This is a genomic window from Leeuwenhoekiella aequorea (genome assembly GCF_004104375.1).
In the GTDB taxonomy this organism is placed as follows: domain Bacteria; phylum Bacteroidota; class Bacteroidia; order Flavobacteriales; family Flavobacteriaceae; genus Leeuwenhoekiella; species Leeuwenhoekiella aequorea.
In genome coordinates this window covers 348,530-371,235 of record NZ_QOVM01000003.1, presented here as the reverse complement: position 1 = coordinate 371,235, position 22,706 = coordinate 348,530, and the positions used below count along the sequence as shown (strand labels likewise).

At 35.1% G+C, this 22,706-nt stretch carries 19 protein-coding genes and 1 tRNA gene; 15 read left to right on the top strand and 5 right to left on the bottom strand.

Translation table 11 applies throughout. The annotated features are described in order from the left end of the window. Positions 1-529 precede the first annotated feature (529 nt). The 4 genes from DSM00_RS09090 (at position 530) to DSM00_RS09080 (ending at position 2,863) form a co-directional block, all read left to right on the top strand. On the top strand, positions 530-955 hold the full coding sequence (locus tag DSM00_RS09090; protein WP_128757714.1) for a LytR/AlgR family response regulator transcription factor: 426 nt from the start codon (positions 530-532) through the stop codon (positions 953-955). Between the two features lie 453 nt (positions 956-1,408). After that, on the top strand, positions 1,409-2,011 hold the full coding sequence (locus DSM00_RS09085; RefSeq protein ID WP_128757713.1) for a hypothetical protein: 603 nt from the start codon (positions 1,409-1,411) through the stop codon (positions 2,009-2,011). An 8-nt stretch (positions 2,012-2,019) separates the two neighbouring features. After that, on the top strand, positions 2,020-2,184 hold the full coding sequence (locus tag DSM00_RS15535) for a hypothetical protein (protein WP_164916314.1): 165 nt from the start codon (positions 2,020-2,022) through the stop codon (positions 2,182-2,184). After that, the gene (locus DSM00_RS09080) at positions 2,150-2,863 is read left to right on the top strand and encodes a TonB-dependent receptor (RefSeq protein ID WP_128757712.1); all 714 of its coding nucleotides are present in this window, start codon (positions 2,150-2,152) and stop codon (positions 2,861-2,863) included. The genes DSM00_RS15535 and DSM00_RS09080 overlap by 35 nt, the downstream gene beginning before the upstream one ends. Positions 2,864-3,173: 310 nt before the next feature. On the opposite strand, the gene DSM00_RS09075 is transcribed toward DSM00_RS09080, so the two are convergent. Continuing rightward, positions 3,174-4,103: a sugar phosphate isomerase/epimerase family protein gene (locus DSM00_RS09075; RefSeq protein WP_128757711.1), complete on the bottom strand. Its 930-nt coding sequence runs from the start codon at positions 4,101-4,103 to the stop codon at positions 3,174-3,176. A gap of 139 nt (positions 4,104-4,242) precedes the next feature. Between DSM00_RS09075 and DSM00_RS09070 the strand changes: the two genes are divergently transcribed. Further along, positions 4,243-4,317 (top strand) — tRNA-Val (locus tag DSM00_RS09070). Positions 4,318-4,378: 61 nt separating this feature from the next. Here the strand turns inward: DSM00_RS09070 and DSM00_RS09065 are convergent. Both DSM00_RS09065 and gldJ read right to left on the bottom strand, forming a co-directional pair. After that, positions 4,379-5,671, bottom strand: coding sequence for a UDP-N-acetylmuramoyl-tripeptide--D-alanyl-D-alanine ligase (locus tag DSM00_RS09065; protein ID WP_128757710.1), 1,293 nt, complete (start codon positions 5,669-5,671; stop codon positions 4,379-4,381). A 76-nt stretch (positions 5,672-5,747) separates the two neighbouring features. Further along, positions 5,748-7,442 (bottom strand): gliding motility lipoprotein GldJ, encoded by a 1,695-nt coding sequence (gene gldJ / locus DSM00_RS09060; RefSeq protein WP_128757709.1) that lies wholly within the window; start codon positions 7,440-7,442, stop codon positions 5,748-5,750. A 212-nt stretch (positions 7,443-7,654) separates the two neighbouring features. On the opposite strand from gldJ, the gene porU reads away from it, so the two are divergent. The 10 genes from porU (at position 7,655) to DSM00_RS09010 (ending at position 21,072) form a co-directional block, all read left to right on the top strand. After that, a complete protein-coding gene (gene porU, locus DSM00_RS09055) occupies positions 7,655-11,527 on the top strand; it encodes a type IX secretion system sortase PorU (RefSeq protein WP_128757708.1) in 3,873 nt (1,290 codons plus the stop codon). A gap of 38 nt (positions 11,528-11,565) precedes the next feature. Beyond that, positions 11,566-12,723, top strand: coding sequence for a type IX secretion system outer membrane channel protein PorV (porV, locus tag DSM00_RS09050; protein ID WP_128757707.1), 1,158 nt, complete (start codon positions 11,566-11,568; stop codon positions 12,721-12,723). A 39-nt stretch (positions 12,724-12,762) separates the two neighbouring features. Next, entirely contained in the window at positions 12,763-13,245 is a 483-nt protein-coding gene (gene cdd, locus DSM00_RS09045; protein WP_128757706.1) for a cytidine deaminase, read from the top strand. Positions 13,246-13,407: 162 nt separating this feature from the next. Then, positions 13,408-14,409, top strand: coding sequence for a pyruvate dehydrogenase (acetyl-transferring) E1 component subunit alpha (gene pdhA, locus DSM00_RS09040; protein ID WP_128757705.1), 1,002 nt, complete (start codon positions 13,408-13,410; stop codon positions 14,407-14,409). A gap of 4 nt (positions 14,410-14,413) precedes the next feature. Then, a complete protein-coding gene (locus DSM00_RS09035; RefSeq protein WP_128757704.1) occupies positions 14,414-16,123 on the top strand; it encodes a pyruvate dehydrogenase complex dihydrolipoamide acetyltransferase in 1,710 nt (569 codons plus the stop codon). Positions 16,124-16,196: 73 nt separating this feature from the next. Continuing rightward, positions 16,197-17,240 (top strand): M28 family metallopeptidase, encoded by a 1,044-nt coding sequence (locus DSM00_RS09030; protein WP_128757703.1) that lies wholly within the window; start codon positions 16,197-16,199, stop codon positions 17,238-17,240. Further along, on the top strand, positions 17,233-17,922 hold the full coding sequence (locus DSM00_RS09025) for an SDR family NAD(P)-dependent oxidoreductase (RefSeq protein ID WP_128757702.1): 690 nt from the start codon (positions 17,233-17,235) through the stop codon (positions 17,920-17,922). Before DSM00_RS09030 ends, DSM00_RS09025 begins: the two co-directional genes overlap by 8 nt. A gap of 3 nt (positions 17,923-17,925) precedes the next feature. Then, positions 17,926-18,522 (top strand): SprT-like domain-containing protein, encoded by a 597-nt coding sequence (locus DSM00_RS09020; protein ID WP_128757701.1) that lies wholly within the window; start codon positions 17,926-17,928, stop codon positions 18,520-18,522. Positions 18,523-18,525: 3 nt separating this feature from the next. After that, positions 18,526-19,620 (top strand): mannose-1-phosphate guanylyltransferase, encoded by a 1,095-nt coding sequence (locus tag DSM00_RS09015; protein ID WP_241652381.1) that lies wholly within the window; start codon positions 18,526-18,528, stop codon positions 19,618-19,620. Between the two features lie 6 nt (positions 19,621-19,626). Continuing rightward, the gene (locus DSM00_RS09010; RefSeq protein ID WP_128757700.1) at positions 19,627-21,072 is read left to right on the top strand and encodes a DUF389 domain-containing protein; all 1,446 of its coding nucleotides are present in this window, start codon (positions 19,627-19,629) and stop codon (positions 21,070-21,072) included. Between the two features lie 31 nt (positions 21,073-21,103). Here the strand turns inward: DSM00_RS09010 and DSM00_RS09005 are convergent, their stop codons facing one another. Further along, positions 21,104-21,874, bottom strand: a complete 771-nt coding sequence (locus DSM00_RS09005) for an ABC transporter ATP-binding protein (protein ID WP_128757699.1) — start codon at positions 21,872-21,874, stop codon at positions 21,104-21,106. After that, positions 21,874-22,611: an MlaE family ABC transporter permease gene (locus DSM00_RS09000; protein ID WP_128757698.1), complete on the bottom strand. Its 738-nt coding sequence runs from the start codon at positions 22,609-22,611 to the stop codon at positions 21,874-21,876. The genes DSM00_RS09005 and DSM00_RS09000 overlap by 1 nt, the downstream gene beginning before the upstream one ends. Positions 22,612-22,706 lie beyond the last annotated feature (95 nt).

Sequence of the window (22,706 nt, the reverse complement as noted above, 5' to 3'; positions counted from 1 at the left end):
AGACAAGGCTTCACAGAAATGTGAAGCCTTTTTTTGTTTTGATACTATTCGCTTAATAAGAAGTTTTGAATTGGCTCTTTTTTTAAACTAAAATCAGATAGTATAACCAGATGGTTAATGATTTATGCCATGTGCTTACCTCAAGTAAGGAATTTTGGACTTAATTACTCAAAACTATTGAATACTTTCAAGTGACTAATATTATATATTGTTACTCAATTGAATTGTTCAATCATAACAAAGAATATAGATACAATACGGTTTTTTCAATCTTTTGAAGAAACAGATTTTGTATTTAATTTTTATTCGTTTGATTTTGATTCAGCCCTAAATAGTATATTAAAACACCCACCATCAATTTTAATTGTCGATTTTGATCATCCTATGCTTTTGCAGGTTGGATGGGGATTTTTACTAGAAGCTATCTCCTGCTTAGAAGTCTCTCCAGTTATGATTAGATGATCAAGAGTAAAAAACCTATGCCTATTATGCTTTAAAAGCAGGGTTTACGGACTATTTACTTTTTCCAATGAAAGAACTAGAAATAAGAAAATGTCTTTTAAGATTTGAGAGAATTATCAAAAATGAAAAAACTAGAAGCAATATAATTTGCTTGAAGTCTTATTCCGATTATCGCTTTTTAAAGATTAATGAGATATTATTTCTTAAGGCAGATAATAATACTACCGATATTTTTCTTAAAAAAGAAAAAGAGGTAACTGCCTTTAAGTCTTTAGGGTATTTTGAAAGGAAACTACCTAAATGTTTTTTTCGAATTCATAACAGTTATATTATTAATGCGACTGCTGTCCGCCGTATAAACTATAATAAATCTTTACTATTTTTTGAGGATGGGGTGAATTCATTTTCAGTACCCTTCTCGCGAACTTATAAAAATAGCGTAGATGATTTAAAAGATATCTTAGGTAAAGGTGACATCTCCTTATCCAGTTAATTACCCTTAAAAATAAGCAGTTTACCATCCGTTAAGGGAGAGATACAATCTAGTTTCATAATAACTATAATAAGATACGGGATTCAAGTAATATTACAGTGTTAACAACAATGAAGCCCCGATAAACGGGAGATTGGATCCAATTGAAGTTTCAGATTACTATTTAAAAACTTCAATATGAAATTAAAAAATTTATCCCTTTTACTTTTTTTATTAGCTACAATCGTAGTAAATGTAAGTTGTGAACCGGACAGAATCACTAATGACATCAATGTCATTAGTGATTCTGGTAATGAAAATAATCAAGAGAAACCGAGAGAGCCTGAAGATTGATTATTAGCTCTAGTAATAAAATCCCTGAAATGGAATTTCAGGGATTTTATTTTTATATTACGCTATAGACTATTATAAGTTTAAATTTTCGTCAGTCTTATATATACTCAAACAATCTCTATGATTAATATATTCTCTTCTCGTAACGTAGGGAAGCTAGCACTTTTTTATAGCGTCTGTTTTTTGTTAGGTTGTTCAAAAAAATCAAATACTAATTTCTCGACAACAAAGTATGAGCTCGACTCTTTTAAAGAAAGCATTGAAGAAGTTGAGAATCTTGATAATAAAATAGTGGATGATAGTTTAAGACTTTCTCTTCTATCTAAACTTTCCCTTAAATTCCTGTATGCAGACTCAACTGTTTTTCGGTATACAAATTACAAGACTATTGCACTTTCAGATCAATTGGGTGATAGTAAAATATTAGCAAATGCATATTGGGACTTAGCATACTTTTATAGTAACTATTCATATTTGGACAGTGCTTACGCGTCTTATTATAAGGCTTACCAAAATTTTAGATCAATTGATGATGATTATCATTCAGGAAAAATGATGCTTAATATGGCTATTTCTCAAGAGAAGGCTAGAGATTACATAGGAAGTGAGAACTCGTCTTTTAATGCCCTTAAATTTTTGCCAGACCATAAAATTAAAGATGTATATGCTGTATATAATAACCTTGCTATAATTTATAATGGTCTTGACCAGAATTACTTGTAGAATGGGAAATGAAGAGCGGAGAAAAACTAAGATTGAAATACAACAGACAATCTCAGTTTGGCAATGCCTCCCAGTTGGCAAATCGCTTACGTTTAAGTAGCTTTAATGGCTTGTTTTCAGGGAATGTAAATCTGGAAAATGAGCTCACACAGCGCCTCGCTGTTCTATTCTAAATTTAGTTTATACCGTGGCATTTTTATGAATGCTGGGTTGAGTTATCGACATACAGAAAACGCGATACGAAACACCACTCAAATCGAAGGAATAGACCAGATTAATACCCTGATTTATACAGATCTTCCTGAAAATAGCTACAGTGCAAATGCGTCGTTTTCCAAAAAAATAAGCGATTATCGCTTTACTGTGGGTGGAAATTTAAACCTTTCTGATTACTTAAGAATCGTGAATAATGAGACTCTCGCTTATAATTCTGTGAATTATAGTTACAATTTCAAAACTGAAACTTCTTTTAACGATTGGCCTAACTTAGAAGCCGGAGTCCGTCACAGTTTTAGTGATTTTAGCTCAGATACTTTTGATAGTAATTTTCAGCGGATAACGCCTTTTGCCTACCTTGATTATGACTTTTTAAAAGACTTTATTTTAAAAGCGAGTTATGAGTTTACATATTACGAGAATCAAACTCAAAGTCAGATCAATCGCTTTCAGGAAGCGGGAGCGAGTTTGTTTTACCAAAAGGAGGGAAGCGCCTGGGGTTTTGAAATAGAAGGGCAGAATATTTTTGACATTCGCTATCGAGCGAGCAATTCCTTCAGTCAGTTTCTAATTACAGATCAACGTACTTACATTCAGCCCAGAACGCTTATTTTGAAGGTTTCTTACAAATTATAGAAAATCATCTCCAAATTTTTATGACCATATTTAATACAGCATAAAAGTTATTCATCTTATAATTTTTAAAGGCTTTAAATCAATCAAAGATTAACTGGAACTGTATTAGAATCAGAATTTAATTTTATGACGGTTGCAGCTGCAAAGCCTTTATGTTCTATAGATTCTTAGTTAATTTTTAAATAATATTCACTTTAAAGACCTCATACATTGAAAAATGCTATGCTTTAAAATAACAGTCGGTTAAAAGTGCAAAATGAAAAGGCTATCTAAATAGATAGCCTTTCTAAAGTTGAAATACTATTCAGTTTTAATTAAAGCCAATAGCTTCTAAGCCTTTGTGGCTTATTTTAATTGCTTCTAATGGAGTAGTATCAAACGTCTGATCTTGCTCTACAAAATAATACTGCATTCCAGATTTTTCTTTTTCGGCAAGTATTCGCTTAAAATCAATTGTTCCTGCACCTACAGGAGCAAATTTGCCTTCGTCATCCATATCCTTTACATGCCATAATTTAAACCTACCCGGATACTTTTCAAAATAGGCGACAGGATCTGCACCAGCTTTAGTTACCCAATATAGATCCATTTGAAAGTTAACATTTTTAGTGTCGGTGTTTTCAAGCAAGTAGTCTATAGGCACTATTCCGTTCTCATTTTTTTTAAATTCAAAGTCGTGATTGTGATATAACAAGGTCAGTCCTGCAGCAGTACATTGTTCTCCAAGCGTGTTTAGAATAGTAGCCAGTTCTTCTACAGTTCCATTCATTCCCATAGTCATTGTCTCTTGATCAAATGTAAACATACCTATAGGAGGTACCGGGATTACAAAATATTCAAAGCCGGCGGCTTTTACATCAGCAATCATTTGTGCTGCATTTTCTAAGGTAACAGATCCTTGATGCGTACTTACAGGTTTCAAATTAATATCTTCACAAAGTGATTTAAAATCTTGAGGTGCTAGGTTGTAAAATTTACCATTTTCATATCCTGCTGCTTCGATATACGCATAGCCATCACTAGCAACTGTTTGCAATGTGTTTTCTGTATTTTCGGTCATTGCATCGCGTAGTGTATATAAAGCAAGACCGCCAAACTGATTTATTTCGGTTGAGTCTTGAATATTTTCATTTTCCGTCAAAGAATCTTTTTTCTTTTGATCTCCGCAAGAAAATAAGAGTAACGACACAAGTGCTATACTTGCCAGTTTTAAATTAAGTTGAAAAGCCTGTATTTTCATAGGTATAGTTTTATTTATATTTTAAAATTAAGTTTTTATAATGAGCATAGCTTTGAAATAGTATTTTATTCATACTTACACTTAGTTTATGTAGATTAGCTCAATTATAAACACAGATTAAAATACATTTGTTTGTAATGGGATATTAACTCAGTTGGTTCAGAGTGTCACGTCGACAACGTGGAAGTCATTGGTTCGAATCCAATATATCCCACAAATAAGGGCGATTTTATTTTTGATAAAGATTGCCCTTATTTATATATTATATGTTTTCATCAATGGGCTAGGAGATCTAAAATTCCTTCTAAGCGCATTCCTCGGGAACCTTTGATTAAAATGGTTGCTTTAGGTAGTAAGTAATTTATAGGTTCTGGAATTCCTTTTTGTTTCAGGTCTTTTAGATTTTTATATTTATAATAGGTGGTTTCCGTTTTGTGAAAATTTTCTCCTATAAAAATAATATGAGCTAAATCTAAGTTTTTAGCTAAGTCAATAATAGTCTGATGTTCTATTGCAGCTCGCTCTCCCAATTCAAACATATCTCCTAAAAATGCAACTTTTGGAGTAGCTTCTAATCCTGCCAAATTATATAGAGCGGCTTCCATACTTGAAGGGTTTGCGTTATAAGCATCGAGAATAATTGTCTGTTCTTCTCTGTTAATTATTTGAGATCTGTTGTTAGCGGGTACGTAAGATTCTATTGCGTCAATAATATCTTTTGTTTCAATTTTAAAGTATTTACCAATAGCCGCTGCCGCAGCAATATTTACGGTGTTGTATTGACCAATTAGATTACTCTGTAGCTGTTCACCGTCAAGTATTAAATTTGCATAGGGATTAGCAGGTCCGTAGTTAAATTGAATTGATGCTTCTGCATGTTGACTAAAGGAATATGTGTGGGTCTCGTCAACTTTACTTTTCTGAATAGGATCGTCTAAATTTAAAAATAAGGTGCCCTTATGACCTATGAGATAGGTGTAGAGTTCGCTTTTACCTTTAACCACACCTTCTATGCTTCCGAAGCCTTCAAGATGCGCTTTTCCAAAATTTGTTATATAACCAAAATCTGGAGCTACAATTTCTGTAAGTAATTCAATCTCTCCAATGTGATTAGCGCCCATTTCTATAATACCAAATTCTGTAGAGGCAGTCATAGATAATAGGGTGAGTGGTACACCTATATGATTATTTAAATTTCCTACAGTTGCAACAGTCTTGAATTTTTTTGATAATACAGAATGAATTAACTCTTTGGTAGTGGTTTTACCATTACTTCCCGTTAATGCTAAAATAGGTATGTCTAAATGCTTTCTATGTGTATGTGCAAGATCCTGTAGAGATTTAAGAACGTCCTTCACAAGAATAATGTGTTCATCATTTGTATGAAATTCTTCTTCATCAATTACTGCATATGAAGCACCTGAGTTTAAGGCTTCTTGTGCAAAACTATTCCCATTAAAATTTTCTCCTTTTAAAGCAAAGAATAGTTTACCTTTTTCGATTTTACGGGTGTCTGTAGTAACTCCTGTGCTTTCCAGGAATAAAGTATATAGATCTGTTGTACTCATAATTATCAGGTAAAAAAAATGCCCAAAGCGAATCGCAATGGGCATTAAAATTAAGATTTATATCTGTAGATACTAATTAGTTTCTAGGAGTTTTATTTTTAGTTGCTTTAGAACCTACGCGGGACATTGCATTTCTAAAACCTATATCATCTGTAGCCATAGATTGTGGTAAATATCTGCGTTGTGCAGGATCTAACCAGTATTCTCTATCTCTCCAAGATCCACCTTTATAAACACGTACTTCATCATCAATCAATGTTGTACGATTATTTGCTTTGTCATATTCTTTATTCATACCGTTTTCTCCGGCAGAAATTTTATTGATTGGTGAATCATACATTCTGTCATTTGCAGAAGCATCAGAAAAACTTTGATAATATCTAGATGATTGTTTGTCACCATCTCTAAAATTACGGTTGTCACTATCAGAAAACTGAGTTCTAAGATAGGTATCGTCTTCTGTTACCGGAACTTGAAGAATTTCTCCTGGTAAGTTACGAGCAACAATTTTACCATTGTCAAGTGTGTCAAAAACAATATCTGCAGTTGTAAGAACTTTTACGGTTCCATCTTCATTTATAGCGTTTTTAGTATAAACGTTACCACGGTAGTAGTTAAAGTCGTTATACTCGTCATCTACTATAGGTCTGTAAACATCAGCAACCCACTCAGAAACATTACCAGCCATATCATAAAGACCGTAATCATTAGGCTCATACGATTTGATCTCTGCAGTTATATCTGCATTGTCATCAGACCATCCTGCGATACCACCATAGTCACCATCACCTTGCTTAAAGTTTGCTAACTGATCACCTCGAGTTTTACGATTACCAGATCTGGTATATGCACCATCCCAAGGGTATTTTTTTCTTCCGCGATAAGCGTTATATTCTCTTATTCCTACAAGGCCTAAAGCAGCATATTCCCACTCCGCTTCTGTAGGTAGGCGGTATTTTGTTGTAGAAATAATACCATCCTTCATTTGTACATAAATATCTTTAGCCTCAACACTACCTCCCGGATTGTTAGGATTAGATTTTGGAGTGTTTGCTTTTTCTCGTTGTGCAGAAGCTCTTCCTCCGCGTATTACATCATCTTGACCACCATAAGTAAGGCTAGGTGATTGCAAATACGTGTAGGTGTCAAAAGTAGATTCTGCATCTACATTATATTTAGCTCCCTTTTGAGTATAACCTTCTTCTTCTAGTACAAATTCATTGTATCTATTTGTTCTCCAGTTACCAAACTCAACAGCCTGAATCCAGCTCACACCCACTACAGGGTATCTGGCATATGCAGGATGACGTAAATAATTTTCAGTCATTGTCTCGTTAAATCCAAGACGGTTACGCCATACCAAAGTATCTGGTAGTGCACCATAATAGATGTTGCGGTAATTAGCTTCTTCTGGAGGGAAAACCTTTTTTAAATAATCGAGATACTCTAAGTACATTAAGTTAGTAACCTCAGTTTCATCCATGTAGAATGATTGAACGTGCTGCTGATTTGGAGTATTATTCCAGTCGTGCATAACATCATCCTGAACCTGACCCATTGTAAAAGTTCCGCCTTCTATAAAAACTAAGCCCGGTGCAGCTTCCTGCTCTTTGTAGTCTGTATTAGCTTGGAAACCTCCATCTCTGTCATTAATACTCCAGCCGGTAGCTCTGGAGCTGTTTTTGTAGTCTCTGCCTTTACCTCCACAACTTGTTAGTAACATTGCGATGAGGCTGAAGCTTAGCGATTTAAGCACAAGATTCCTATTCATAGGTGTAAATTCTTTAAGCAAAATTTGGGACTGCAATATAATATAAAGCAGTCAAATTGCAATAAAATAATAAGTTATGCAAATTACTAAGTCTATTAATACAGTGAGTTAGCTTATTTTAAACGAAAAATACCACGCTTTAGTATATCTAATTATCTTTCACATTTTTATAGTATTTCTTACTTACTTTGCATGCTATTCTTACTTAATAAATGAGGACTTATATATTTACTACTTTTCTTTTATTTATAACATCAGTTTTTTTTGCACAACAAAAAGAGTTTAGTATTAATTGGGAAGAATCTGTAAATGTTTCTACCTCAGATAAGACTTATTATGTGCCTGGTTTTAATAATCAATATTTTAGCTTTTCTCCGGTATACGGTATTAAATATTCTAATAGGTGGGAAGTAAAATTGGGAATGTCACCTAGTAATGTCAAATTTACGCCGATCGTTACAAATACTATTTCTATACAAGACTTAAAAGATCTACCATTAGATGCTTTACCTACATCTCCTCAATTTGATTCTAGAGTCTCTGTCTCTCGTGGAAAATCTAATTTTGAATTCAGTTTTTCACCTGTTTACTATGCAAACAATCAGGTATATAAAATTGAGCGATTTAGAATAGAATATATTGATGGGCGATCTTCAAGTAATTTTATATCTACAATTCAAGCTGCCGATAATTCTGTACTGTCTTCCGGAGATATTTATAAATTTTCTGTAGATAGGACCGGGATTTTCAAGTTAGATAAACGATTTTTAGAATCGCTTGGAATGAATGTGAGAAGCATTAAACCACAAAATTTAAAAATTTATGGAAATGGTGGCGCAATGCTTCCCTTACGGAATAAGGATAATCAAATTTTTGATCCTCAAGAGAATGCGATACGTGTTGTAGGAGAGTCTGATGGTCGTTTTGATGATGAAGATTATATTTTATTTTACGCCGAAGGTTCGCTGGGGTTTAATGCTGAAAGTTTAACCCATGTTAATGCATATACAGATAAGTCCTATTATTTTATTACCGCATCAGGTGGTGCTGGATTGCGTGTACAAGAGCAGCAACAACCGATTGAAGCTGAAGCTACTGTTATAAATACTTTTGACGACTATCAGTTTTATGAAGTTGATGAGCGTAATTTGCTGAACTTAGGCAGGCGCTGGTTTGGTGAACGCTTTGATGTTATAAATGAACAGAATTTTGAATTTAATTTCCCTAATCGGGTAGTTTCTGAACCCATTGATATTCGATTATACGTCGCAGCTATTTCAGAATCGCCTACTGGTTTTACTGCATCGGTTAACGGAAATCAATTTGCAAGCCTTCCTCTACTAACTATCAATGAGTCAATTCTTGCTCGCGGGGCTGTATATGATAGTTATAGATTTCCAGATACTAATCCTAGAATTCGGGCAAATGGCGATCAGCTTAATGTGCAAATAAATTACTTAAATAACGGAAATCCTTCCAGTACGGGTTTTCTGGATTTTATTGCTATTGGCGCAGAACGGAAACTTGAAGGAACTGGGGAGCAGTTTAACTTTTCAAATAATAGTGGAATTAATGCGGCGGGTGTGGGCAAATATGAAATAGCGAACGCTGCTACAATTTCAGAAGTTTGGGAAGTGACCAATAAAGCTGCAGTAACTTCGGTTTCTAATAAAGAAAGTTTGACCATCTTCAGTTTTAAGTCAAGGTTAGGCGTCTCACGTAAATTTGTGGCTCTAGATGCTAATGATTTCTACGTGCCGCAGCAGGTAAGTCAAAATGCATTAGTTCAGAATCAAAATATTAAAGGTTCTGTTCTCGCAGAGCGTGGTGCTATAGATTACTTAATGATTACTTCAGATTTGCTGCGACCACAAGCAGAACGATTGGCAAATCACAACAGAAATTTTAGAGGATTAAATGTAAAAGTAGTTTCACTAGAGGGAATCTATAACGAATTTAGTTCTGGCAATCCCGATATTGGAGCTATTCGTAATTTAATACGCTATGTTTATGAAAGCGCATCATCTCCTGAAGAGCGCTTAAAGTATGTTTGTTTGTTTGGTGATACTTCGTTTGATTATAAAGATAGAATTTCAAATAACAATAATATTGTTCCCACATTCAATACCTATTTTAGCTTTTCTCAGTCACAATCCTATATGACTGATGATTATTTTGGATCATTAGATCCAGATGAGGGCATTATTGAGAATGGAAGTCCGGTAGGTAATGGAGGTGCAGATCGTTTAGATGTAGCAGTAGGGAGAATACTCGCAGATACCCCGCAATTAGCAAATAGTGTAGTCGATAAAATCATAAGTTATGATTCGCAAACTGCATTGGGGAGATGGCGTAATAACTTTTTACTCGTATCTGATGATGTTGATTTACCCTGGGAATTTGAGGAGCTAGAATCTACAATTGATGCATTAGGGGATCAAATTCAAATAGAAAAGCCTTTTATAAATGTAAAAAAGATTCATAGCGATAGTTATGTTCAGCAGGCATCTGCGGGCGGTAATAGATACCCTGAGGTAAATGAAGGCATTGTAAACGAACTTGAGGCAGGTGTGCTGGTAATGGCTTATTTAGGTCACGGTGGCGAAAATACATTAGCTTCAGAATTCATATTTACCAGAGACAATGCAAAAGCATTAAATAACCCAGATAGGCTTCCGTTGATTGTAACAGTAACTTGTGAGTTTACTCGATTTGATAATCCCAACCGTACGGCAGCAGGAGAAGAATTATTCTGGAATCCTCAGGGTGGAGCCGTGGGTTTAGTCGCTACCACACGTGAAATTTCGGTACGATTAGGGGTGAGTTTTAATCAGCAGTTAACCTCAGAGCTTTTCTCTTTTGGTACAAACGAGATTAAAAGTGTTGCTGAAAATCTTAGGGAAACAAAAAATCAAATCAATGATGATAATCGCAGAGTAATTTTCTTTATTGGAGATCCCGCTATGAAGTTGGGTTTTGCAAAACCAGATATTAGACTTACATCAATTAACGATACTCCATTAACTCAAAAAATAGACACTTTAAAAGCCTTAAGTCGTGTGCGAATGGCCGGTGAGATTGTAGATGCCACTGGTAATCGACTAAGTTCATACTCTGGTGATCTATCTGCTACTGTATATGATAAATATGTTAATCGACAAACTTTAGGTAACGATGGAACCCGAAATGCAGCAGGAGAATTATTAATTCTCAACTTCAAATCCTTGGGTGCGGTTTTGTATAGAGGACAAGCTAGTGTGCAAAATGGAGTTTTTAACTTTGAATTTGTGGTTCCTAAAGATGCTTCAATTCCCATAGGCAATGGAAGGGTAAACCTCTATAGTAAGCGAACCGGTATTTTTGAAGATCAAGCTGGAGAGGATCAGCGTATTCTAGTAGGTGGACTAAACGAAGATGCACCAGAAGACAACGAAGGGCCTTTGATTAATTTGTATATGAATGATGAGGGTTTTGTTAATGGAGGAATTACAAACACCTCACCTACATTATTGGTAAAGTTAGAAGATGAAAATGGTATAAATACCGCCAGTGGGATAGGTCATGATCTTATTGCGATCGTAGATGGTGATGAGGAAAACCCGATAATTCTAAATGATTTCTACGAAAGCGATATTGATAATTTTAATATAGGGAAGGCATTAAGAAAACTTAGAGATCTTGAGCCAGGAATGCACGTGGTTACTGTTACAGCATGGGATACTTATAATAACTCTTCCACAGCCGATTTGCAGTTTATCGTTGCTGGAGATGATGAACTGAAGCTAGATCGGGTTTTAAATTATCCCAATCCATTTGTAAATTATACCGAGTTTTGGTTTAATCATAACCGCCCTTTTGAACCGTTAGAAGTGCAAGTGCAAATTTTCACAATTTCTGGTAAAGTGGTAAAAACTATAAATCAATTAGTGAATACAACCGGGTTTTTATCAAGAGAAATAACATGGAACGGACTCGATGATTTTGGACAAAAAATAGGAAAAGGTGTGTATGTGTATAAGATTACTGTTAAATCTACGTTAACGAATAAGAAGGTTGAAAAAATTGAGAAATTAGTCATCCTGTAAGCATTTAAATATATATTTGTCAAAAAGCGCTACTTTAAATGAATAAATTACTACCCGTTCTACTTGTTATTGTAAGTGTTTTTCCTGCTGTAGGGCAGGAAGTAGAGGGACGACCTATTTCTACAGGTGTTCCATTTTTAGCAATTGCTGCCGATGCGCGTTCTGCCGGAATGGGTGATCAAGGGGTCGCTACAAGTCCTGATGCCTACTCGCAACAATGGAATCCTGCAAAATATGCTTTTATAGAAAGACAACAGGGAGTTGGTTTCAATTACACCCCGTATTTGAGTCAGTTGGTAAATGACATTTTTTTAGGGCAGGTAACCTACTATAATAGAATAAATGAGCGTAGTGCTTTTGCAGGGAGTATGCGGTATTTTAGTCTTGGTGAAATTGAAGCTGTAGATAACGAAAGTCAAATTGAAAACCCACTTATATTAAGTCCGAACGAATTTACACTTGATCTATCATACGCATTACGTCTGGGTGATCGTTTTTCGATGGCTGTAGCAGGGCGTTATTTAAGAAGTAATTTAAAGCTTCAGGTACAGGATGAAGACGCAAGTGCTGCTAGTTCCCTAGGAGTAGATATTGCAGGATTCTATCAATCAGAACAAATAGCGTATAACGATTTTGATGGGAGATGGAGAGGTGGTTTTAATATCTCAAACATAGGTCCTAAAATTAAATATGATGATGCGGGACAAGAGAATTTTATACCTACAAATCTTAGGCTAGGTGGTGGTTTTGATTTTATTTTAGATGCGTATAATACTATAGGTATTGGTTTAGAATTTAATAAACTGCTGGTGCCATCACCTCAGGATTTTAATGGAGATGGAGTCATTGATGGGTCAGATAATTTAGAGTATCAAAACATCGGATTTTTGGAAGGTGTATTTCAATCTTTCGGGGATGCTCCTAATGGAATTAGTGAAGAGGTCAAAGAGGTTACTTGGTCTCTGGGAGCAGAATATAATTATGACAATGTATTTGCCTTTAGGGCAGGATATTTTAATGAAAGTGATTTAAAAGGAGCTCGTAAATTTGCTACTTTAGGATTAGGTTTTCAGTATTCTGCAGTAGATATTGATGTCTCTTATTTATTTTCTACAACACAAGTACGTAATCCATTAGAAAATACATTGCGGTTTGGGCTTACATTTAGTTTTGGAGATTCTTATAGAGAATATTAAAACTATTGAAGAACCTAATCCCGCATCTTAAAATTACAGATGAAAAAAATACAGATTCAATCTGAGCTTGAGGTTTATGATGAGCTATCAGAGTTACCTCAGGATATACAAAATCTAATGCAGGCAGCTTTTGTCGCTAGGGATAATGCCTATGCTCCGTATTCTCATTTCCATGTGGGAGCTGCAATATTGTTAGATAATGGTGAGATTATAAAAGGAAGCAATCAAGAAAATGCTGCTTATCCTTCTGGGTTATGTGCAGAACGTACGGCAATTTATTACGCCGGAGCCAACTTTCCTGATGCAAAAATTATAATGATGGCCATATCTGCTAGAGCTAAAAATAAAGAAACACTTACTCCTATTCCTCCTTGTGGATCGTGTAGACAGGCAATTGCCGAATATGAAGTAAAGCAAAAGCAACCTATTGCTATATACTTTATGGGAGAGCGTGGAAGCGTAATTAAAAGCGATTCTCTTCAGAATTTGCTCCCCTTATTGTTTACTCAAGAATATTTATAACGAGCCTAGTATAACTTAGAAATTGATTAAAGCTATGCCGGTTTTCAATCTTGAAGATGAATAGTTTTTTTTATTGAAAGACTTTCTCTCTTCCTTATGAATATACTATTTTTGTTATTCGTCAATTTATGACGAGCTGGTGTATAGATAAACCCATATTTAATGAAAGAAATCACAAAAGAAGTATACCTTAATTGGTATGAAGAGATGTCCTTCTGGCGCAAGTTTGAAGATAAATTAGCTCAAGTCTATATTCAACAAAAAGTAAGAGGGTTCTTGCATTTATATAATGGTCAAGAAGCAATCCTTGCAGGTGCTTTACATGCAATGGACCTTACTAAAGATAAAATGATTACTGCTTATCGTAATCACGTGCAGCCTATAGGTATGGGAGAAGATCCTAAGCGTGTAATGGCAGAGCTTTATGGTAAAAAAACCGGAACCTCAATGGGATTAGGTGGCTCTATGCACATTTTTTCTAAAGAACACCGTTTTTACGGTGGTCACGGTATCGTAGGAGGTCAGATTCCTTTGGGTGCTGGTCTTGCTTTTGGAGATAAGTATTTTAAGAGAGATGCTGTAACTCTTACCTTTTTTGGGGATGGAGCTGCACGTCAAGGTTCTTTACACGAAACTTTTAATATGGCGATGAATTGGAAGCTTCCAGTTGTATTCTGTGTTGAAAACAACGGGTATGCAATGGGTACTTCGGTAAAACGAACAGCCAATCACGAAGATATTTGGAAGTTAGGTTTAGGTTATGAGATGCCTTGTGGTCCCGTAGATGCGATGAACCCGGTTGCGGTTGCAGAAGCATTTGACGAGGCTATTTCTAGAGCGCGTCGTGGAGATGGTCCTACCTTCTTAGAACTGAAAACTTACCGTTATAGAGGTCACTCAATGAGTGATGCTCAGAAATATAGAACTAAAGATGAGGTTGCAGAATATCAAAAGATAGATCCTATTACTCAGATAAAGGATATTTTGTTAGAAAAGCAATATTCAACTGAAGAAGAATTGAAAGAGATAGATAAGCGCGTAAAGAAACGAGTTGCTGAGTGTGAGAAATTTGCTGAAGAAAGTGAATTCCCAGACAAATCAATTATGTATGACGTTGTTTACGAGCAGGAAGATTATCCATTTTTAGCACATAAACCAGTATAATAGTATGGCAGAAGTAATAAAAATGCCTCGCCTTAGTGATACAATGGAAGAAGGAACCGTTGCATCTTGGCTGAAAAAAGTAGGTGATAAAGTAGAAGAAGGTGATATCCTTGCCGAAATTGAGACAGATAAAGCCACTATGGAATTTGAATCCTTTTACGAGGGGACATTACTTCATATTGGTATCGAAGAAGGAGAAACTGCCAATGTAGATTCATTGCTAGCTATTTTAGGTGAAGAAGGAGAAGATATTTCTGGATTACTTGATGGAGGTGCAGAATCATCTTCAGATTCTGAATCTAAGGCTGAAAAGTCTGAAGAATCTGAAGGTTCTGACGATGATCAAGATAAGGAAGAAGAGTCTACTGAAGACACAACTTCTTCAGATGAAGAATCTAATGAAGAATCTGAAACTAGTGAAGTGCCTGAAGGAGTTGAGGTAATCTCAATGCCACGTTTGAGCGATACCATGGAGGAAGGTACAGTTGCCTCTTGGTTAAAAAAAGTAGGTGATAAAGTTGAAGAGGGAGATATCTTAGCTGAGATTGAGACAGACAAAGCTACTATGGAGTTTGAGTCTTTTTATAAAGGTACTCTACTTCATATAGGAATTCAAGAAGGTGAAACTGCGAAAGTAGATGCCTTACTTGCTATTATAGGTGATGAAGGTACAGATGTTTCTGGTATTGTAAACGGAAAACAAGCAAGCTCTTCTAAAAAGGAAACTTCTAAAAAAGAAGAACCTAAAAAAGAAACTCCAAAGAAAGAGGAATCAAAAAAAGAGGAGCCTAAAAAAGAGGCGCCTAAAAAAGATTCTGGAAAACAGGAAAAAACTAAATCTGAATCTAGTTCATCTGCAGACGGTCGCATATTTGCATCTCCATTAGCAAAGAAGCTAGCTGAAGATAAAGGGGTTGATATTTCTAAGATTTCCGGTAGTGGAGAGAATGGTAGAGTAGTACGTAAAGATGTTGAGAATTATACTCCTGCTTCTTCAGGTAGAAATGTTCGGCAATTTGTTGCCACTGGTGAAGAAAGCTATGAGGATGTAAACAATTCTCAAATGCGTAAAGCGATTGCAAAATCACTTGGGAAATCAAAGTTTACTGCACCGCATTACTACTTGAATGTAGAGTTTAATATGGAGAATATGATTGCATTCCGCAGTCAATTTAACCAGTTACCAGATACAAAAGTGTCTTATAATGATATGATCATTAAAGCGGTTGCAATTGCGTTGAAACAGCATCCTCAAGTTAACTCGCAGTGGTTTGACGATAAAATGCGTTTAAACAATCATGTTCATATAGGTGTTGCTGTTGCTGTGCCAGATGGTCTAGTTGTTCCTGTTGTAGAATTTGCAAATGAAAAGTCATTACAGCAGATAAATGCAGAGGTTAAAGAACTAGCAGGGAAAGCTCGTAACAAAAAGTTGAAGCCTGAAGAGATGCAAGGCAGCACATTTACGATTTCTAACTTAGGAATGTTTGGTATTACAAACTTTACTTCGATTATAAATCAGCCTAATTCAGCTATTCTTTCGGTAGGTGCAATTATAGAAAAGCCTGTTGTAAAAGATGGTCAAATTGTAGTAGGCAATACCATGACGTTGTCTATGGCTTGTGATCATCGCACTGTTGATGGGGCAACCGGAGCACAGTTTTTACAGACATTAAAAATGTATATTGAAAATCCTATTTTGATGTTGACCTAATGGTTAATACTCATTTATAATTTATATTTTAAAATCCCGTCAGAACTTGACGGGATTTTTTTATCTTGAACCTATGAGAAAATATTTAGTTGTTTTAAGTGCGTGTACGGTGATGGCCTGTGGAAGTCATTCTAATGTGCGCGAAGTAGATGCAGCCGCAGCGGCTGATACATCTAAAGGATATAATCAAAATACCACGATAAGTGCTAATATTAATACGTCATCAAATTCTTTAACTACTGCTAAAGAGCTTGTAAGTCCTGATGCAATTAAAATGCACGTAGAATATTTAGCTTCAGATTTATTAAAGGGCCGAAATACGGGTAGTGCTGGTATTGATGAAGCTGCTACTTATATCATAAAGCAATTTCAAGATGCTGGGGTAAAGCCTTATTTTAGTTCTTACCGAGATAAATTTGATGCAAAAGGAGTGTCAGGTTTTAATGTAGTAGGAATGGTTGAAGGTACAGATCCTGATTTAAAAAATGAATATGTTGTTATTGGAGCTCATTATGATCATATAGGTAGTGCCAAAATAGTTAATGGAGATTCTATCGCAAATGGAGCTAATGACAATGCCTCAGGAACATCGGCAGTTATTGAATTGGCTAAATATTTTGCTAAAACTAAAACAAATAAGCGTAGTATTATATTCGCTCTTTTTGCAGCTGAAGAAATGGGTTTATTGGGTTCTGCTCATTTAGCTAAACGTTTAAAAACTACTTCTATTAATCCGTATGTTATGTTTAACATTGAAATGATAGGAGTTCCTATGACAGATAAGGATTATACGGTTTATCTGACCGGTTTTGAAAATAGTAATATGGCAGAAAAATTTAATGGCTATAGTGGTTCTAAGGTAATGGGGTTTTTACCACAAGCTAAACAGTATAACTTATTTAAGAGGAGTGATAATTATGCCTTTTATGAAGAGTTTAAAATACCAGCGCAAACTGTTTCAACCTTCGATTTTACTAATTTTGACTTTTATCATCATGTAGATGACGAGGCGACTGTAATGGATTTTAATCATATTGCGAATGTTGTTAATCAGTTAATTCCCGGAGTAGAAGGAATGACTAATAGTAATTCTCACGAAATTATTTGGAATGAGTAAGAGTAAAAATATTGTTCTTACAGGAACGAGTAGGGGAATTGGGTTTGAAATGGCGCAACTCTTAGCCTCACAAGGACATCAAGTATTAGCGTTATCACGCAACGAAAAGCCGTTAAGTGAGAAAAATATCCAAGGAATACATACTTTCTCATTTGATATCACTAACGCTTCAGACTTCACGCGAGTTGCATCTTTTATTACTGAAAATTGGGAATCTGTAGATATTCTTATTCATAATGCCGGAGCTTTATTAAATAGTCCTTTTGAGGAGATTAGTAGACAATCTTTCCGTAGCATATATGAAGTCAATGTTTTTGGAGTGGCAGAATTAACTCAAACTGTATTGCCTTTTATGAAATCTGGATCTCACGTAGTTACCGTGAGCAGTATGGGAGGAGTTCAAGGAAGTTCTAAGTTTCCGGGGCTGGCTGCCTATAGTTCAAGTAAGGGTGCAGTAATAACCTTAAGCGAATTACTCGCAGAAGAATATAAAGATAAGGGAATTGCCTTTAATGTTTTGGCTCTTGGAGCCGTGCAAACCGAAATGCTAGAAGAGGCGTTTCCAGGATATGAGGTGCCACTCTCTGCCGCTGAAATGGCGAGCTATATTGCAAACTTTTCGCTTACAGGAAATAAATTTTATAATGGTAAAGTGTTGCAAGTAGCTGCAACAACTCCCTAAGTAATGAAAGAAATTTTAGGTAAATACATACCTGATCAGGCTGTAGAGCCAGTGTTTGAACTTATTAAAGCCTTAGGAGTTCACTTAAAAATTGTTGATGAGCGGGTTACAAGGCACGGAGACTACAGAAGATTAGCAGATGGAGGTCATCAAATCACAGTAAATACAAATCTAAATACCTACCGCTTCTTAATTACCCTGATCCATGAAATTGCACATTTAGTGGCATTTCAAAAATATGGAGCACGAATCAAACCCCACGGAAAGGAATGGAAATATACATTTCAAAATTTAATGCTTCCTTTTATTAGACCAGAAATTTTTCCGAAGCAGATATTGCCCGTAATCGCAAATCATTTTAAGAACCCTAAAGCGAGCAGTGATACTGATGCTAAGTTAATGTTAGCTCTTAAGGAATTTGATCCTTCCAATGATAAAAACTATATATTTGAAATTCCAGAAGGTAGTTATTTCAAGATTTACAACGGCAAAATTTTTAAAAAAGGAGCTAGGCGGGTAAAGAGATATGAATGTATTGAAACTGCTTCGGGTAGAATCTATTTATTTCAGCCTAATGCTGAAGTAGAATTAATAAAATAAATAATGATCGATAGTAAAAATTATTATGCAGTTATAATGGCTGGAGGAGTAGGATCTCGTTTTTGGCCTTTAAGTAAAGCAAATTATCCAAAACAATTTCACGATATACTTGGAGCTGGTGAAACTTTAATTGAACGAACATTTGGTCGTTTATCTCAGACTGTTCCTGCAGATAATGTATTGGTTTTAACAAATGAGCGATACAAAGCGTTTGTTAATGAACAATTACCAAAAGTAAAGGATGAGAATATTATCCTAGAGCCAGCTATGCGTAATACAGCGCCTTGTATTTTGCTAGCTGCACTTAAGATCTATAAATCTAATCCAGACGCAGTAATGATTGTTGCGCCTAGCGATCATTGGATAGAAGATGAAGCTTCATTTCTTAAAAATTTAAATACAGCTTTTGAAGCTTGCGCAACTGATAATTCTGAAGAAAAATTATTAGTGACTTTGGGTATCGAACCCACATTTCCTCACACAGGATATGGTTATATCCAATATTTAGATAATACAACAGAAGTTAAAACGGTTAAAGCGTTTAAAGAAAAACCAGACTACAATACAGCTAAAGAATTTTTGGCAGAAGGTAATTATTCTTGGAATGCAGGTATTTTTATATGGAGTGCTCGTGCTATAATAGAAGCTTTTGAGAAATATCTACCAGAAATGTTCTCACTATTTAATGATGGATACGATGTGTTAAATACGGACGATGAGGCTCAATTTATTGAAGATAACTATGCCAAAGCAGAAGATATAAGCATTGATTACGGAATACTTGAAAAAAGTAAAAATGTCGGAGTTATTCCAGCGACATTTGACTGGAGTGACTTGGGCGCTTGGGGTTCTTTATACGACAAATTAGATAAGGATAAAGATGATAACGTTATTGTTAATGCAAAAGTAGTTACAAAAGAAGCTACCGGTAACTTAATACGTACTCGGGCAGGTAAAGTTGTTATTATTGATGGTTTAAATGATTTCATTGTAGTAGATAGTTCTGATGTTTTAGTAATAATGCCTAAAGCAAAAGAGCAAGATGTCAAAATTATGCGTAATGAGGTTAAAGAGAAATTTGGGGCAGATCTAGTCTAATATTTTATGAAGGAAGAAAATAAACCAAAAGAAGAGCACGTTGTTTCAAACGAAGCTGTTAAGAAAGATGCGAAGAGTCTACTTAAAAATGTGCGAAGCTTTATGTCTGAATTACTCGACATAAGGGAAGATACAGATAGGGATTCTACAATTGAAGCTGTAAAAAAAGATATTTCTTTTAAAGGCCACAATGCATGGATTCTTATTTTCTCAATCTTTGTTGCTTCTATTGGTTTAAATGTAAGTAGTACTGCTGTTGTTATTGGGGCGATGTTAATTTCTCCATTAATGGGACCTATTGTAGGTATAGGGCTTTCATTAGCAATTAATGATATTGAGATGCTTCGTCGCTCCTTAATTAATCTTGCTGTAATGATCATTTTAAGTGTACTTACAGCTACTATTTACTTTTTAATATCTCCTATAACCGAACTTACTCCAGAACTTGAGGCACGTACTTATCCAACGATTTTAGATGTATTGGTAGCGATTTTTGGTGGTTTGGCGCTTATTGTAGGAAAGACAAAGAAAGGTACTATGGCAAGTGTAATATTTGGTGTAGCAATTGCCACTGCCTTGATGCCGCCACTCTGTACAGTAGGATATGGTATAGCTATGGGAGAGCCTTCCTACTATACAGGAGCTTTTTACTTATTTTCAATCAATGCTGTGTTTATAGCGCTCTCGACATTTCTAGTGTCAAAGCTTTTAGGTTTTCCTATGGTAAAATATGCTAATAGTAAACGTAGAAGATTTGTAGCTCAAATGGCATCTTTAGTTGCGCTGGTTGTTATGATACCCAGTATGTTCCTATTCTATAATCTTTACAAAACCCAAGTATTTAATAGCGCTACCGAGGAGTATGTAAAAGAAATAATAAAGTATGAAGGTGCCGAAGTGGTGAAGCTTTCTCAAGATTATAAGACTAAAAATATTGACGTCTATTTAATCGGAGCATTGGTCCCAAAACAAAAAATTGCGGAGTGGTATAAAGGTATTCGGGAGGAAGAAAATTTAAAAGATGTGAATCTGAAAATTCATCAGGGATCTGATCAATCTTCTGAAATGGCTGCTCAATTATCAAGCGCAGTAAAATCTGGTATTTTAGAAGATCTGTATGTAAATAATCAACAGGCTTTAACAGATAAGAATAGTCAGATACTTTTATTAGAAGAGCAGCTTACACGCTTACGATCCTCAGGAATTCCTTTTGTAGGGTTAAGTGAAGAAGTGCACGTAAATTATGAGAATATAGAGCGTTTTGGATTTTCAAATACTATTAATACCGACTTTAAAAAAGCAGATACAATCCCCGTTTTCTTTGTTCAATGGAATTCAAAATTGAATGAAAGTTCAAAAAGAAAAGAAGAAGCTAAACTGAAAAATTGGATTAAACTAAAATACAATTTAGATACACTAAGTGTTGCCAGATATCCGCTAGTACAGAATTAAGCAATCAAGAATTATTTTAAAGAGGGGTATGTTATTGATGATCTTTTATAACAGCCTCTCTTACTTTTTTAAATAAATCTGAGGAATAAACAAAATCAGTTACATCTTGATTTTCTGTACTAAAGATTGTGTCTTTAGATCCTTCCCACGCTAAATGCCCCTTTTGTAAGAATACAATTTTCTCACCTATCTCCATTACAGAGTTCATATCATGCGTATTTATGATAGTAGTAATATCATACTCGTGGGTAATCTCCTGAATAAGGTTATCTATAAGTGTCGCAGTACGTGGATCTAATCCTGAGTTTGGTTCGTCGCAAAATAAATATTTTGGATTGTTCACAATAGCCCTAGCTATTGCTACCCTTTTTTGCATACCACCAGAAATTTCAGAAGGTAGCTTTTTATTAGCATCGATTAAATTAACACGTTTAATTACTTCATTTGCACGCTCTAATCGTTCAGCTTTACGTTGTTTAGTGAACATTTTTAAAGGGAACATGATATTTTCTTCCACCGTCATAGAATCAAATAGAGCGCTTCCTTGAAATACCATTCCCATTTGCTCGCGTAATGTCCTTTGGTTTTCTGGAGATAATTCAGAATACGCCTCACCATCATATAATATTCTTCCTTCCGTAGGTCTAAATAAACCTAAAAGGCATTTTAAGAATACCGTTTTCCCAGATCCACTTTGACCTATAATCAGGTTAGTTTTTCCTTTTTCAAAGGTTGTAGAGATTCCTTTTAAGACTAATTCATCTCCGCCAAATCCTTTCTTTAAATCCTTAACTTCGATCATTAGCTTAAAAGTAATTGAGTTAATACATAGTTTGCTAAAATAATAAACACACTAGTCCATACAAACGATGTAGTACTTGCTTTACCAACTTCAAGAGCTCCACCTTTCATATAGTAACCGAAGAATGATGGAATTGTAGCTAATAATAATGCAAATACAAATGTCTTTAAAAATGCATATACCAATTGAAATGGTATAAAATTATCCTGTAATCCAACTATAAATTGATCTCCTGTTGCAAAACCACCAAAAACAGCAGCAGTATAGCCCCCAAGTATCCCAAGAAACATTGCGATAGCAATTACGAAAGGATAAAATAACATTGCAATTATTTTGGGAAAAACTAAATAGTTTAGGGAATTTATACCCATAACTTCTAATGCATCTATCTGTTCTGTTACACGCATTGTTCCTATACTAGAGGTAATAAATGAACCCACTTTACCTGCCATAATAATAGAGATGAATGTAGGAGCAAATTCTAATATTATAGATTGTCTGGATGCAAACCCTATTAATGACTTGGGTAATATTGGGTTATCCATATTTAGGGCTGTCTGTATTGCTACAACGCCACCTACGAAAAAGGATATAAAACATACAATACCTAATGATCCTATTATTAAATCATCAATCTCTTTAAGAACAAGATTACGTAGTACAGAGGTTTTGGTAGGTTTAATAAAAACACCCTTTAACATCATAAAATAAAGACCAATCTCTTTAAGGTATCCCATATTGCTATTTTCAGGCTTAAAAATAGCAAAAATTGGTGTGCCCCCTATTTAAGATTAACTTAATCTTATTATTAAACCAAAGGATTAGTTTTGTG

What these genes read in the sequence shown, in the direction of transcription:
- DSM00_RS09090 (WP_128757714.1), top strand. Translation starts at nt 530, where the DNA reads ATGAAAGAACTAGAAATAAGAAAATGTCTTTTAAGATTTGAGAGAATT.
- DSM00_RS09085 (WP_128757713.1), top strand. Translation starts at nt 1,409, where the DNA reads ATGATTAATATATTCTCTTCTCGTAACGTAGGGAAGCTAGCACTTTTT.
- DSM00_RS15535 (WP_164916314.1), top strand. Translation starts at nt 2,020, where the DNA reads ATGAAGAGCGGAGAAAAACTAAGATTGAAATACAACAGACAATCTCAG.
- DSM00_RS09080 (WP_128757712.1), top strand. Translation starts at nt 2,150, where the DNA reads ATGAGCTCACACAGCGCCTCGCTGTTCTATTCTAAATTTAGTTTATAC.
- DSM00_RS09075 (WP_128757711.1), bottom strand. Translation starts at nt 4,103, where the DNA reads ATGAAAATACAGGCTTTTCAACTTAATTTAAAACTGGCAAGTATAGCA.
- DSM00_RS09065 (WP_128757710.1), bottom strand. Translation starts at nt 5,671, where the DNA reads ATGAGTACAACAGATCTATATACTTTATTCCTGGAAAGCACAGGAGTT.
- gldJ (WP_128757709.1), bottom strand. Translation starts at nt 7,442, where the DNA reads ATGAATAGGAATCTTGTGCTTAAATCGCTAAGCTTCAGCCTCATCGCA.
- porU (WP_128757708.1), top strand. Translation starts at nt 7,655, where the DNA reads ATGAGGACTTATATATTTACTACTTTTCTTTTATTTATAACATCAGTT.
- porV (WP_128757707.1), top strand. Translation starts at nt 11,566, where the DNA reads ATGAATAAATTACTACCCGTTCTACTTGTTATTGTAAGTGTTTTTCCT.
- cdd (WP_128757706.1), top strand. Translation starts at nt 12,763, where the DNA reads ATGAAAAAAATACAGATTCAATCTGAGCTTGAGGTTTATGATGAGCTA.
- pdhA (WP_128757705.1), top strand. Translation starts at nt 13,408, where the DNA reads ATGAAAGAAATCACAAAAGAAGTATACCTTAATTGGTATGAAGAGATG.
- DSM00_RS09035 (WP_128757704.1), top strand. Translation starts at nt 14,414, where the DNA reads ATGGCAGAAGTAATAAAAATGCCTCGCCTTAGTGATACAATGGAAGAA.
- DSM00_RS09030 (WP_128757703.1), top strand. Translation starts at nt 16,197, where the DNA reads ATGAGAAAATATTTAGTTGTTTTAAGTGCGTGTACGGTGATGGCCTGT.
- DSM00_RS09025 (WP_128757702.1), top strand. Translation starts at nt 17,233, where the DNA reads ATGAGTAAGAGTAAAAATATTGTTCTTACAGGAACGAGTAGGGGAATT.
- DSM00_RS09020 (WP_128757701.1), top strand. Translation starts at nt 17,926, where the DNA reads ATGAAAGAAATTTTAGGTAAATACATACCTGATCAGGCTGTAGAGCCA.
- DSM00_RS09015 (WP_241652381.1), top strand. Translation starts at nt 18,526, where the DNA reads ATGATCGATAGTAAAAATTATTATGCAGTTATAATGGCTGGAGGAGTA.
- DSM00_RS09010 (WP_128757700.1), top strand. Translation starts at nt 19,627, where the DNA reads ATGAAGGAAGAAAATAAACCAAAAGAAGAGCACGTTGTTTCAAACGAA.
- DSM00_RS09005 (WP_128757699.1), bottom strand. Translation starts at nt 21,874, where the DNA reads ATGATCGAAGTTAAGGATTTAAAGAAAGGATTTGGCGGAGATGAATTA.
- DSM00_RS09000 (WP_128757698.1), bottom strand. Translation starts at nt 22,611, where the DNA reads ATGGGATACCTTAAAGAGATTGGTCTTTATTTTATGATGTTAAAGGGT.